11 protein-coding genes are annotated in these 13,229 nt (G+C 36.3%); 6 read left to right on the top strand and 5 right to left on the bottom strand.

Annotated features, from left to right (window positions below):
- Window positions 1–339 precede the first annotated feature (339 nt).
- Entirely contained in the window at window positions 340–576 is a 237-nt protein-coding gene (locus EG342_RS07740) for a hypothetical protein (RefSeq protein ID WP_213084023.1), read from the top strand.
- Window positions 577–693: 117 nt separating this feature from the next.
- Here the strand turns inward: EG342_RS07740 and EG342_RS07735 are convergent, their stop codons facing one another.
- The 5 genes from EG342_RS07735 to EG342_RS07715 all read right to left on the bottom strand — a co-directional run bounded on the left by EG342_RS07735 (window position 694) and on the right by EG342_RS07715 (window position 8,469).
- Window positions 694–3,792 carry an efflux RND transporter permease subunit gene (locus EG342_RS07735; protein WP_103289160.1) on the bottom strand — a complete coding sequence of 1,033 codons (3,099 nt, stop codon included), beginning with the start codon at window positions 3,790–3,792 and terminating at the stop codon, window positions 694–696.
- Entirely contained in the window at window positions 3,792–4,907 is a 1,116-nt protein-coding gene (locus tag EG342_RS07730) for an efflux RND transporter periplasmic adaptor subunit (RefSeq protein ID WP_103289159.1), read from the bottom strand. Before EG342_RS07730 ends, EG342_RS07735 begins: the two co-directional genes overlap by 1 nt.
- Before the next feature lie 74 nt (window positions 4,908–4,981).
- Window positions 4,982–6,256, bottom strand: a complete 1,275-nt coding sequence (locus tag EG342_RS07725) for a TolC family protein (RefSeq protein ID WP_103289158.1) — start codon at window positions 6,254–6,256, stop codon at window positions 4,982–4,984.
- A gap of 174 nt (window positions 6,257–6,430) precedes the next feature.
- Window positions 6,431–7,792 carry a HAMP domain-containing sensor histidine kinase gene (locus EG342_RS07720; RefSeq protein WP_103289157.1) on the bottom strand — a complete coding sequence of 454 codons (1,362 nt, stop codon included), beginning with the start codon at window positions 7,790–7,792 and terminating at the stop codon, window positions 6,431–6,433.
- Window positions 7,793–7,794: 2 nt separating this feature from the next.
- Window positions 7,795–8,469, bottom strand: coding sequence for a response regulator transcription factor (locus tag EG342_RS07715; protein ID WP_103289156.1), 675 nt, complete (start codon window positions 8,467–8,469; stop codon window positions 7,795–7,797).
- 164 nt (window positions 8,470–8,633) lie between these two features.
- Between EG342_RS07715 and EG342_RS07710 the strand changes: the two genes are divergently transcribed.
- From EG342_RS07710 to EG342_RS07690, 5 genes are all read left to right on the top strand, one after another.
- A complete protein-coding gene (locus EG342_RS07710) occupies window positions 8,634–10,127 on the top strand; it encodes a DNA recombination protein RmuC (RefSeq protein ID WP_394338012.1) in 1,494 nt (497 codons plus the stop codon).
- An 11-nt stretch (window positions 10,128–10,138) separates the two neighbouring features.
- Window positions 10,139–10,561, top strand: coding sequence for a hypothetical protein (locus EG342_RS07705; RefSeq protein WP_103289154.1), 423 nt, complete (start codon window positions 10,139–10,141; stop codon window positions 10,559–10,561).
- 27 nt (window positions 10,562–10,588) lie between these two features.
- The gene (locus EG342_RS07700; protein WP_103289153.1) at window positions 10,589–11,428 is read left to right on the top strand and encodes a LytR/AlgR family response regulator transcription factor; all 840 of its coding nucleotides are present in this window, start codon (window positions 10,589–10,591) and stop codon (window positions 11,426–11,428) included.
- Window positions 11,429–11,519: 91 nt separating this feature from the next.
- Window positions 11,520–12,311: a CPBP family intramembrane glutamic endopeptidase gene (locus EG342_RS07695; protein WP_103289152.1), complete on the top strand. Its 792-nt coding sequence runs from the start codon at window positions 11,520–11,522 to the stop codon at window positions 12,309–12,311.
- Window positions 12,312–12,331: 20 nt separating this feature from the next.
- Window positions 12,332–13,099, top strand: coding sequence for a TrmH family RNA methyltransferase (locus EG342_RS07690; protein ID WP_103289151.1), 768 nt, complete (start codon window positions 12,332–12,334; stop codon window positions 13,097–13,099).
- The last annotated feature ends 130 nt before the right edge of the window (window positions 13,100–13,229 follow it).

Here is a 13,229-nt window from a genome sequence, read left to right as displayed (position 1 = left end):
TCGGAGCTTCACATTCTCTTGCAGCCCCACCTAACAAAGATTTTAATTCTTTCCTGTTTAAACTTTTCAAATTTCTCATAGATATTCGGTTTGGTTTTATTTCCTACTCTTTAAACTTTCAGCAGTCTCCAGTATTTATCTTTTTACTTTAAGAATTAAATAGGCAAACTATTGCTTAATTATTTATATTTCAAACAAATATATTAAATAATTAAGCAATTATTTCAATATTTCCTCGCATGAAGAATTATTTTTTATTATTTTAGCTTTATTAAAAACAGCTTACAAAAAACTGAATGTAAGCAAGTTACAATTACCATTAACTTAAAAATTAATTCCATGAAAAAAATGAATTTATCCAAACTGTCGAGAACAGAATTGAAAGAAGTATTCGGTGGGTATCTATATCCGGCACCATGTCCCGGCGGATGTCCTGGTGAAGCTATGATCAGATGTCCTGACGGCTCAACCACTATGACTAATTTTATCTGTATGGGCAACAGGTGCGAACCAGCCGCAATGTGCAAGCCATTGGTTCTTGAACCTTTTCCAGATCCAATTACAATCACTCCATAATCTGATCAACAACAAAACAGTGAGTCTTACCGGCTCACTTTTTTATTATCTATTACACAAAAAAGGCCGGGATCTTCCTCACGGATCCCGGCCAAATAATGAACAAATAAAAAGAAACTATACTGTTTCCCTATACTTTTTATGATAGGCGTAATAAAACACGATCGGTAATACTGTAAATGACAGTAACATACAGATGATCAAACCACCCACGATCATAATGGCCAAAGGTTTCTGAATTTCGGATCCCATTCCGTTTGACAACGCTGCCGGGAAAAGTCCCATCGATCCCATCAGAGCAATCATCACAACAGGACGAATCCTACTCCGAACTCCTTCGGAAATGGCTTCTTTGAGAGACATTTTATTTTGCAGATTTTCTTTCATCACTCCAATCAAAACGATACCATCAATAGTGGCCACTCCGAAAAGAATGATAAACCCGATTCCTGCGGATATCCCGAAGATTGTTCCTGTAAACCACAAGGATAAAAATCCACCAATGAATGCAAATGCCAGCGTAATGGACGAAATCAGGGTATCTTTCACATTTCCGAAATTGAAATACAACAACATCAGGATAAGAACTAAAGATATCGGTACTACCATCGCAAGCTGTTTTGCTGCTCTTTCTTTACTTTCAAATTCGCCGGCCCAGGTCATTTTATGACTTTTAGGAAGCTTTACATCTTTGGCAACTTTCTCTTTTGCCTCTGCAATTGTACTTCCCAAATCGCGGCCTTCAATATTAAATCCAACCCCGATATATCTGCTGTTTCCTTCACGGTAAATAAAAGAGGGACCTGTATGGTAATCAATGGTTGCAATTTCTTTTAATGGAACTTTCTTATTATCCTGGGTTGGAATCAGGATATTTCCCATCTTTTCAGGAGTGTCACGATACTGTTTTTCAAATCGCAACATAACGTCAAACATTCTTTCTTCCTCATAAAATTTGGTGGCAGCCTGACCTCCAATGGTCATTTCAATAACGGCTTGTGCATCTGCTGTGGAAACTCCATATTTGGCCATTTTAGAATCATGAAGCTGTATTCTGAGTTCCGGTAAACCAATGTTTTTAAAGACATTTACATCAGAAACTCCCGGAACCGTCTTGATAGACTTAGCAACCTGGTTGGCATAATTTTCAAGTTCAAATAAATTATTTCCAAAAATCTTAATCACCAGCGGAGCTTTTACTCCGGCCACATATTCTTCAACATTATCCTGTATCGGTTGACTAAATCCAAAGTTGATTCCCGGATATTTTTCCAGAGAAACTCTCATTTCTTCGAGAAGTTCGTCTTTGGATATTTTCTTCTTCCATTCATTTTCCGGTTTCAGCTGGATATTAAATTCGATATTAAAGAAACCTGTGGGATCTGTCCCGTCATTCGGGCGTCCCGTCTGGGTCATGACAAACTTTACTTCATCATATTTCATTAAAATACCCTTCATTTCTTTGGTAAGCCGTACCGATTCGTCCAGGTTGACACTATTTGGCAATGTGGCACGTACATAGATTGCTCCTTCATTCAGTTTCGGCAAAAACTCAGATCCATAATTTGAAAACCTCCATCCACAGATTGCCAATAAGGTTAAAAAGCCAATAATAAATCCTTTTTTGTACCGGTCACTGAACTCGTAAATTCTATAAATATTGACTCTGAAGAATCTTGATATAAAGTTTTCTTTCTCTTCTATATTTTTAGTCAGTAAAAGTTTACACATCGCAGGAACATATGTCAAGCTCAAAATCAATGATCCCAACAACGCATATCCTAGTGTAAATGCCAAAGGTGAAAACATTTTCCCTTCCACCTTCTGGAAAGAGAAGATCGGCATCAATGCAACGATAAGAATCAGTAGTGCAAAGAAAATATAACCCGCTACACTTCCGGCGCTCTTTTTAATAATCCCTAGTTTGGAAATTTTATTAAACCTTCGCAATCCTATTTTCTTCGCCCGATGTTCGAGGGCTACGAAAACATTTTCTACGATGACCAGGGTTCCTTCGAGAAGTAAACCAAAGTCCAGTGCACCCATAGAAATAAGATTAGCCGGCAAACCCTGAATTTTCAACATGATAATCGCAAAAAGAAATGCCAAAGGAATAACAGAAGCAACAATGAAAGTTGTTCTCCAGTTGTACAGGAAAATAAATACGATAATGGAAACCAGAATAACTCCTTCAATCAAATTCTTGGAAACCGTGTGAACTGTTGTATTCACCAGTTCAGTACGGTCGATGATAGGAACAATCTGAACATCACCGGGAAGTTCTCCTCCATTCAATTCCTCAATTCTGTCCTTTAACCTGGCGATAACCTCACTTGGATTCTCACCCCGAAGCATAATGATAATTCCTTCTACGACATCATTTTCTTTATTGTAACCTACCTGCCCCAATCTTGGTTTTGCAGACACTTTAACTTCTGCCACATGTTTTACCAAAATAGGGGTAGAACCTTTTACCTCAATCTGGATATTTTCAATATCTTCCTTGCTTTCCAAAAGACCGATCCCCCGCACTACATATGCCTGGTCACCTTTCGATACTACATCACCACCTACATTGATATTACTCTTCGAAACGGCTTCATACACATCCAACGGGGAAAGGTCATAATTATGTAATTCTGTAGGATTGATTTTTATTTCATATGTTTTTTCTTCACCTCCAAAACTCACGACATCCGCAACTCCGGGTACGGCCAGCAATTCTCTTTCAACCACCCAATCCTGAATGGCCGTCACTTCTTTGATGGGTAGTTTACTTTTAATAATATACCGGTAAATTTCACCGGTAGCTCCGGAGGGAGGTTCTATACTGTATTCTGCCCCGCTCGGTAACTGTACATTTCCGAGTTTGTTGGAAGCATATTGCTGCGCGTAAAAGTCATTGACGTGATCATCAAAAATCACGGTTACCACTGACAATCCAAATAATGAAATAGACCGTACCGAAGTTTTATTCGGAATGGCATTCATTTCTTTGGAAATGGGCAAAGTGACAAATTTTTCTATTTCCTCAGCACTTCTTCCCGGCCATTGGGTGATAACTCTTACTCTTGTATTGGTTACATCGGGAAATGCTTCGATAGGAGTATGAATATAGGAATAGATCCCTCCTGCCAGCAAAAGAAAAGTTCCTAAAAGAACAATCAATGAATTCTTTAGGGAGAAGGAAACTATATTCTGTACAAATTTTCGCATTACTTCTTAGAATTATTTAATTGGTTTTTTAGGTTTTCGTAGATCAGCAGCCCGTTGGAAGCAATAATATTCTCACCTGGCTTCAGGTTTCCTTCCACATAGATATACTGGCTGTTGGAGCCGATTTCCGTTACCGGTCTGATTTCTAATTCACAGTCTTTTTTGTATACCACCACATAACTTTGATTATTGTCAAAGATCATTGCCTTTGCAGGAATAGCCAATGCCGATTTATTTTGTGAATTGACAGGTAAAATAATATCGGCAGACATTCCCGGACGCAGCTTCATTCCATTATTATCCATAATAATTTTGGCCTTCAATACTCTTTCATTCTCGTTAAAAACCTGGGAAATCGTATTAATTTTCCCGGAAAAACTATCATCAGGATAAGCCAAAGTTTTCACCACTACCGGCTGATCCACATAGACATGTCTCATATTGGTAGCATATACATTAGCCATCACCCAAACTTTATCCAGGTTTGAGATGGTAAAAAGCTGATCACCACCAGCAGTAACAGGCATTCCTTTTGAAATATTCTTTGAAATCACGTATCCGTCAGCCGGTGCCTTAATCTGAATTGTGCCGCCTCCCGCCGAATACAGCTGCATATTTTTTTGAGTTTTGGAAATATTCGATTGTAAGATGGCTACTTCGGATCTGGCTTCCTGTAAGTCTTTCTGGGAAGCAATATCATCTTTATACATGGCTTCAACGGATGACAGCTTTCTTTTGGCAACAGCCAGTTGTGCCTGCAACGTTTGGGTATCATCCTGCATTTCGTTAACCGCAGTACTTTTTATAGTAGCCAGGGACTGTCCTTTTTTCACATAATCGCCTAAAGAGAAATAAGTATCCGTAACCACTCCATCTACCAGACTTACAAACGGAACGGTTTTATCAGAGTTACTTTCCACTTCTCCGGTAAGGGTTATACTTTCTTCGATGGGAAGCATTTCCGCTTTCACCAGTTTTATATCTTTTTTCAGTTCTTTACTAATGCAGTAGCCTTTTTCTGCTTCATTGCTCTGCTTTTTTTCTTTACAACCTGTAAGGGTGATTAAAGCAGACAGATAAATGACTGCAATGCATCCGGTAGTATTTATTTTCATATGTAGATGTTCATTGTTAAAAATCATATAGCATCGTATACTTTACTTCTTTAAAAGTGTCGCTGATGTATATTTTATAAATCCTGACCTACAACATATTGCAGGTTTTCGTAGTATTGGTTGAGTTCTTTTTTGGTATCGAGTATGATCATTTTATTGCCGATATAAGTATCCAGGAAATCCATATACTCCAACATACTGATGTTTCTTAATCTGAAGTTTTTCTCATGGCTGATCAATAAGCCATCCAGCGTAGCTTCGTAAGAATCGTCAATTTCTTCTGAAACCTGTTGTGTGCGAAGGTAATTTCTGAAGACGGAAACAATTTCATTTTCAGACTTCAGCATATTCTTTCGGGTTTCATTCTTACTTTTCTCAATTTCCAGCTTAGCCTCCTGAATATTTCCCTTGTTCCTATCAAAAATGGGAAGATCAACAGAGACACCCAGTCCGATAAAATCTTTCATAATATTTCCACCTCTGTCATATCCTATTGAAAGAGCAACATCCGGAGTTTTCAATGCATTTTGTATTTCCAGATTTTTATTGGCGTGCTTTTCTTTATTTTTTGAGATCAAAATGTCCGGGCGGTTTTCTTTCGCTTTTTCCAGCCATTGGGAGAGTTCAACTTCCGATAGTTGTTTTTCAGGTAAAGTAAATGAGTCTGATATGACGAGGTAATCGTTTGCCGGAATCATCAGTAAAGCTTTCAGTTCTGCCTGTTGTTCTTCAATTTCCTGCTTTAAGGAAACCAGCTTTTTCTTAAATTCAATTTCCTGTGCTTTTAATCGAACATATTCTGCTTTACTTATATTTCCCAGATTCAACTGGTTTTGATAAGACTTTGTCAGTTTCTCAATGGAAGCAATCTGACCCTGATAAATCTTCTGCTGTTCCTGATTGTATAAGATTTCGGTGATTGTATTCCGCAAGGTTTTCTTAAGCTCACGCAGCACTTCCTGTAATTCATATTTCTCTCCTTCTACTTCGATTTTCTGGAGTTCAATATTCTTTCGTCTTTTGCCGGCAGTCTGAATCACCTGCTCGATCTCCGCAGAAATCTGAGTATTCTTTCCCCAATTTCCGATCAATGCAGGCTGTTCTTCAATATCATAGGTTCTCCATAGGTTGACTTCACTGATGCTTAATTTAGGATTGGGCCAGTATTTGGCCTGAAGAGCCCTTGCTTCGGCCTGAGAAATTTCTAATTTCTGAGCAATAATATCCAGGTTTTTAGCAAGAAATACCGCTTCAGCTTCCTTCCGGCTTACTTTTACAGTATCTGAAATTTGTGCCGAAAAAAAACTGAAACAGTGAATATAAAATAAGGTAAATATGATTTTCTTCAAGGTCTGTTATTTAAGACCACAAAGCTATTTTTCTAATATTAAGCCCAATTTTGAATAGAATTAAAATTCAATTAGTCCAACATTAGAGTTTGATTAGAATGGTTATTAAAAACACAAATGACACAGATACTTTCACAAATACCACCCATAAAACTATGAAAACTGCGCGGGTGTTTAGGGAGTGGAAGGAAACACAAGTTGGACACTTGTACCCACATTTACTTTAGAATCAATCTTCATGATCATATTGTGATGGTCAAAAATACTTTTCGATAGTGACAAACCGATTCCACTTCCTTTCGTAGCATTTACATTGGTTCCCCTGTAGAACGTGTCGGTAATTTTCGCAAGATCATCAGCAGGAATTCCTCTACCCTGATCCCTTACTTCAATATTCAACTGATGATCTTTTTCAGATAAAATAATTACCACAGGATGGTTGTGAGAATACTTAATGGCATTTTCTACAATATTATATAATGCCAGATACAATAACGTTTCATTTCCGGCGAATTCTAATAAAGCAGGTTTTGTGACTTCAAGTTGTATTTTAATAGAAGACTGATGTTCTTTGGCTTTCAATTCAAGCTTTTCATAAATCTTCCAGATCAGTTCATCTATTCTTACCTGTTTATGAGACCTCTCAAGCTTAGTCATTCCTGACATCAGCAACAGGTTGTTGAGGATATTTTCAATCTCATAAACATTCTCCAGTGATTCTTGCGCCACCTTTTTATACTCCTCAGGAGTTCTGTCTCTTTGAGCGAATACTTCAAGATTACCGGAGATCGCAGCCAGAGGGGTTTTAAATTCATGAGAAACATAATTGATAAAGTTCTGCTGCAACAATACATTTTCAGAAATTCTGCCCAGAAGTTTATTATAAGATTTAATAAGGTCTTCAACTTCATCATTGGTATTGGTGGAAGTAATGGCAGTAGAAATATTATTGTAATCTACTTTATTGATGCGCTCTACCACATTGGAAATAGGTTTATATACAACCTTGGAAAGATAACGGCTTAAAAAATAAATAGCTACCAATCCCAGCAAAAGAACCGAAAGCATAATAATGGAAAGCCTCCATATCTGAGACTGAAACGAATCGTTGGGCGACTTTACAAACACCACAAAATCTCCCTGATTGTCCGGATAAAAAATCCCGTAATAGAATTGATCACCTGACATAAACTCCATCCATTTGTCTGTCCTAACTCTTTTCAAATGGGAAAGCTTAATGTTATGATCATTCAGATTTTGCCCGAAGGTTACTTCATTATTCTGATTATAGACCGCAACCCGATTATTTTGAATCAAATGCTTATATTCCTTCTTGATCTGTGCATGTCTGTCTTTGGGAAGCTCGTCCTTTTCCAGGTAATAAATGGCAGAAATAAGTGCGGTATTTCTCAGTTTTTCAAAATAGAAAATTTTCGTACTGTCATAGTATGCAAAAAATATCACCGCAAATGTGATGATAGAAACAATGCCAAATGAAAGGCTTGAAATAAGAGTAAACCTGTTTCTAAGGGTCATTTTCAGTCTTTGATTAAATATCCGGTTCCTTTTACGGTATGAATAATTTTCTGATCCGTTTCGTCAATCTTATTACGAACATAAGATATGTACACATCCACGAGATTAGTTGTATTATCAAAATCAATTCCCCATACCTTATGCAAAATCTGAGTTCTGCTCAGCACTTTGTTTTTATTTTCCATCAGGAAGGTAAAAAGCTTATATTCTGTGGGAGAAAACTCAATGTCCTTTTCGTTCTGTGTTACCTTATGAAGATCTGTATCAATGACAATATTTCCACAAGACAGCAATTGATCTTCTTTCTGATAGCTGAGTTTGTTTCGCCTTGTCAAGGCCTTAATTCTGGAAATCAATTCCTCAAAATGGAAAGGTTTGGATAAATAATCATCAGCTCCCAGATCAAGCATTTTAATTTTATCATCTGGACTATTTAATGCACTTAACACTAAAATCGGAGTATAATTTCCTTTAAATCTAATAATTTGCGTAAGCTGCATGCCATCCAGTCCCGGAAGCATAATATCCATTAGTATAATATCAAAATCATAGGTATGAAGCAGTTCCCGTGCCTTTTCGCCCGAATCAGCAAGAGTCATATTATACCCTTCCTCGGAAAGCCCTTTTATCAGGAAGTTACTAATTCTCTGATCATCTTCTACCAACAAAATATTCATATGCTTCTGAAATTTCCCATAAATATAGGCAATCTTATTCAGAAAGGATTGCAGAAGCTAGCAGCCAAAGGTTTTTGGATTAAAAAATGGACTTCGGATATTCAACACCAATAACTTCCCGATTCTGCCCTCCAGCTTCCAACCTTTTTTCATAATTTTGAAAAATGGAGATGACCTATTTACTTATTGGATGTATGGCCGGCGGAATTCTGGGAGCCGTTATTTTATATTTTGCCTTGAAATCATCAATGGTTTCACGGAGCTCTTATGATGAATTGAACACCTCATTTATCAGAAATAATTCTGACCTTGAAAATACCAATTTAAAAATCCGGGAACTTCAGCAAAACATCAGTACCGAAAAAGAATTAAATCTTCAGCAGCAGGATTTACTGAATGATATTAAAAACGAATTTGCCAAAATATCTGCAGAACATTCATCTCTTAGCTCTCAATTCCAGGAGCAAAGGCAGCTTAATCTTAAGCAGTCTTCCCAAATAGAAGCACTGACGATCGAGAAGCAGAATATTTTTGCTAAAAACGCTGACCTTTTAGCCAGAAATGAAAGCCTCCAAAAATCTCTTGACACCCAGAAAGAGGAAATTATCAAAATTCAGGAAGAATCAAAGTTACAATTTGAGAACCTGGCTAATAAGATTTTAGAGGAAAAGACAGAAAAGTTTACCACTTTAAATCAAAATAATTTAAAAAATATCCTTGAGCCCTTTCAGGAAAAAATTGCAGATTTAAAAAATAAAGTCAATGAAGCCTACGAAAAAGAAAATAAAGAACGTTTCTCACTGGCTGAAAAAGTAAAAGAACTTGCAGAACTGAATCAACAGATTTCAGAAGATGCTAAAAAACTGACCCGAGCTTTGAAGGGAGAAAGCAAGACCCAGGGAAATTGGGGAGAAATGATTCTCGAAAGTATCCTGGAAAAATCCGGACTGGTGAAGGGAAGAGAATATTTTCTGGAACATGAATTACGCGACGAAGACAACAATGCACTATTTTCTGAATTTTCAGGTAAGAAAATGCGCCCCGATGCTGTTATAAAATATCCCGATGAAAGAAATGTCATTATTGATTCCAAGGTTTCTCTTACGGCATTTACAGAATTGGTAGATGAAACAGATCAGGATGTTTATCTTATGAAGTTGAATCAACATCTTGGTTCGATCAAAAACCACATTACACAACTTAGCCAGAAAGCCTATGATGATTACGGAAAATCACTGGACTTTGTGATGATGTTTATCCCGAGTGAACCGGCTTATATCGCGGCAATGCAAGCAGACCAAAACCTTTGGAACTACGCATATGAAAGAAGAATCTTATTACTCAATCCTAGTAACCTGATTACTTCTCTCAAGTTAATTGCAGATCTGTGGAAACGAGAATATCAAAACAGAAATTCTATGGAAATTGCTGAGCGAGGAGCTAAGCTCTATGATAAATTTGTAGGTTTTGTTGATAACCTGGAAAAAGTGGGAAGGAATCTCGATCAGGCTAAAAATGTGTATAACGATGCCTATAAACAATTGTACACCGGAAATGATAACCTGGTCATTCAGACTCAAAAATTAAAATCCCTCGGAATAAAAAATAAAAAAGACCTGCCACAAAGTCTTATTGACAATAATACTATGATCGAATAAAAAACAAAACCATGAAAAAATCAAATATTATCCTGCTTGTCAGTCTCTTTCTCTTTATCATTTCGCTTCCTTTCACTGCTGTATTTGCAAAAGATCATGAAATGAGTGGCCTGGCCTGTTTTCTTTTGGGATGGGCGGAAATGTCCGGTGGAGGAATTGCATGGATGGCCAATCCTCTCCTATTTATTGCGGCCTTTTTCTTCTTACTTAAACAGCCCAAAATATCTGCCGTCATAAGTCTTATAGCAGTCTGTTTAACTTTTTGTTATTTATCCGTTGCAGAAATTACAGTGAATGAAGCCGGGCATAAATATCCGATAACCGGTTACGGACCGGGATATTTCTTATGGATAGCAAGCTGTTTTTCTCTATTTATTGGAAGTATCATTCATATTAAATCTCCAGTGAAAGTAAAAACCGATTCCCCGTTATAAAGTATTTGAATCTTATCAATAGTCTGTATGTCTTCTTTTACATCATCCCCCTATCCTAAATCAGAATCTTTAAAAGAAATTCTGGTATCATCTATGGCATCAGGAGTTTCAGTCTATTTATTTCTTATTATTTTTCAGCCATTCGGGACACAAAACTTTAACCATCCATACAAACTGCTATTACTTTTTCCATACTGTGTTATTTTTGGTACTGCTTTTTTAATTGTAAATATTTTTACTTACCGGTTTACAAATTGGAGTATAGGAGCTGAACTTTTAAAGATTATCATCATCTTATTTCTGGGGTCTGTTTTTTCTTATTTTTATAATTCACTCTTCCTGAGCCACGTAGAACTTAGCTTTGAAAATTATTTCTATATGCTTCTTTATTCTCTGGCGCTAGGTATTCCTATTTCTGTTATTTATATTTTATCGCGGTATATTTATTTAAAAAGCATGCATGAAAATATTGCAAGAAATATTTCACAACAGCTCTCTGGCAATCCTTTATCAATTCAACCAAAAGCACTAAAGATCTCTACCGGCAATGCAGAGCTGATCATTCATGAAAACGATTTTCTATATGCCCAATCTATGGAAAACTATTGCACATTTTATCTGCTGGAAAATGATATTTTAAAAAAACATATAATCAGAATAAGCTTAACGGGTGCCTTACAGCAAATTGAAACAACTTCTATTAAAAGATGCCATCGCTCCTACATTGTTAACCTCAGAAAAGTAAAAATTATTAAGGGGAACGCACAGGGATACAAATTAGTTATTCCGGGAACAGACTTTGAAATTCCCGTTTCAAGAACTTTTATACCTGCAATTATCCCACAGTTGCAGCAAATAAATAACTAAAGGTTGTCATTGGTCACTATTCCTTTACATTCGTCACATTAATTTCAAGCCACTGATTTAAAGCTGCATTTTTGCTCAAAAATTAATTGACATGAGTAAAAACATTCGCTTTTTATTAATCTTTATTTTAGGTTTTTGTACTTATTATTTTTTCGATCTTTATTGTTTTAAAACTATTCAAAGCTTTTCACAAAGGCTCTTTCACAGTAAAGCACTGGCTCATGTAATTGCTTATTCAATTACACTGATTCCTCTTATTACTACTTTAAAAATTGTACTGCCTGAGAAAAAAATAGCAGATCTGCTTTCTGTAAATAAATTAATAGTAAAAGGATTCACCATCGCCTTCTTGGGAACCTTTGTAATGGCAGTAGGATATAGCTTGCATTTCAGTATAATCACTAAGATTGACATCGAATCACTTTTTATCAACACTATTTCCTCTGCATTTTTCGAAGAAATAATATTCAGAGCATTTCTGATTGGTGTGTTATATCGTTTTACCAGGCTCGGGTTTCTATCATCTTTGCTGCTGGGATCTTTGTTGTTTGCACAGGTTCACTTATATCAAAGCCAAAATACAACTGAACTCATTGAGATATTTTCAATCACATTTTTAGGATCGATATTTTTTGCCTGGATCTATTTTGAAACAGACTATAACCTCTGGACCGCTATATGCACACATTTCTTTATGAATTTCTATTGGGAAATCTTTAATGTTTCAGCAAACGTTTCAGGAAATCTCTATGGAAACATCTATAAACTTTCCTCGCTTCTTCTCATCATAGGCATCATCATTTATTATAAAAAAAGAAATAACATTCCGTTTCAGGTCACTTTGAAAAGTCTTTTTATAAAAACCAGCGAACTTCAATCATAAATTTTGCATAATTTTGCGGAATGCTGATAGAAAGTTTTCAAAACGATAAAATAAAAAATGTCACTAAGCTTCTTACTGACAACAGATTTCGTAAAAAATCCAATGTCTTTGTAGTTGAAGGACAGCAGGAAAACGAAAGAGCTCTGCAATACAATTTCGAACCTGTAGAGTTCTTTATCTGTGAAAATATATTTAATGGAAAAATGCCGGATGGAAAAATCCATTTGGTAAGTGAAAAAGTATACGAGAAAATAGCTTATAGAGGAAGTTCGGAAGGAATTATCGGAATCTATCAGGTAAAAGAAGCTCTTCTTTCATCATTTGTTCCCAAAGATAATTCTACAATCATCATTGTTGAAGGCGTAGAAAAGCCAGGAAATCTTGGTGCAATTCTGAGAAGTTGCGAAGCTTTCGGAATTGATGCATTGATTGTAGCGGACGGAAAAACGGACTTTTATAATCCGAATGTAATCAGATCAAGTGTCGGCTGCCTTTTTGGGATGGAGGTATATCAAGCCGAAAATGAAGAAACACTGAAATTCTTACAGGACAATAAATTCAATATTTATACAACTCTTATGGATGAAACTGCTGAAGATCTTTATAAAAGAGATTTTACACAACGCTCTGCTGTATTATTTGGCACTGAGCATTCAGGATTAAGTGATTTCTGGATGGGTAAAGGAAAAAACACACTCATTCCTATGGCTGGGAGTATCGATTCTTTGAATTTAAGTAATGCAGTCGCGATTACTTGCTATGAATCTTTGAAGCAGAAGAAGGGATAAATAATAATAGACCTTAATTTTTATGTCTGTGAGAGTGCTTCGCCTTCGGCTCGCAATAACAGGTTAAGATGAAAGTCTACATATAAAGCATAAAAAAACCGTTTCACTGGGTGAAACGGTTCTTTTATTT

The sequence above is a fragment of the Chryseobacterium lactis genome (assembly GCF_003815875.1).
GTDB classification, from domain to species: Bacteria; Bacteroidota; Bacteroidia; order Flavobacteriales; family Weeksellaceae; genus Chryseobacterium; species Chryseobacterium lactis.
Note: the sequence above shows the minus strand (reverse complement) of the source record. Positions and strands in the feature narration are given on the sequence as shown.

Excerpts from the sequence above, each read along its gene's own strand:
- EG342_RS07695 (WP_103289152.1), top strand. The coding sequence starts at position 11,520 with ATGAGTAAAAACATTCGCTTTTTATTAATCTTTATTTTAGGTTTTTGT.
- EG342_RS07705 (WP_103289154.1), top strand. The coding sequence starts at position 10,139 with ATGAAAAAATCAAATATTATCCTGCTTGTCAGTCTCTTTCTCTTTATC.
- EG342_RS07730 (WP_103289159.1), bottom strand. The coding sequence starts at position 4,907 with ATGAAAATAAATACTACCGGATGCATTGCAGTCATTTATCTGTCTGCT.
- EG342_RS07720 (WP_103289157.1), bottom strand. The coding sequence starts at position 7,792 with ATGACCCTTAGAAACAGGTTTACTCTTATTTCAAGCCTTTCATTTGGC.
- EG342_RS07690 (WP_103289151.1), top strand. The coding sequence starts at position 12,332 with ATGCTGATAGAAAGTTTTCAAAACGATAAAATAAAAAATGTCACTAAG.
- EG342_RS07700 (WP_103289153.1), top strand. The coding sequence starts at position 10,589 with ATGTCTTCTTTTACATCATCCCCCTATCCTAAATCAGAATCTTTAAAA.
- EG342_RS07735 (WP_103289160.1), bottom strand. The coding sequence starts at position 3,792 with ATGCGAAAATTTGTACAGAATATAGTTTCCTTCTCCCTAAAGAATTCA.
- EG342_RS07710 (WP_394338012.1), top strand. The coding sequence starts at position 8,634 with ATGGAGATGACCTATTTACTTATTGGATGTATGGCCGGCGGAATTCTG.
- EG342_RS07715 (WP_103289156.1), bottom strand. The coding sequence starts at position 8,469 with ATGAATATTTTGTTGGTAGAAGATGATCAGAGAATTAGTAACTTCCTG.
- EG342_RS07740 (WP_213084023.1), top strand. The coding sequence starts at position 340 with ATGAAAAAAATGAATTTATCCAAACTGTCGAGAACAGAATTGAAAGAA.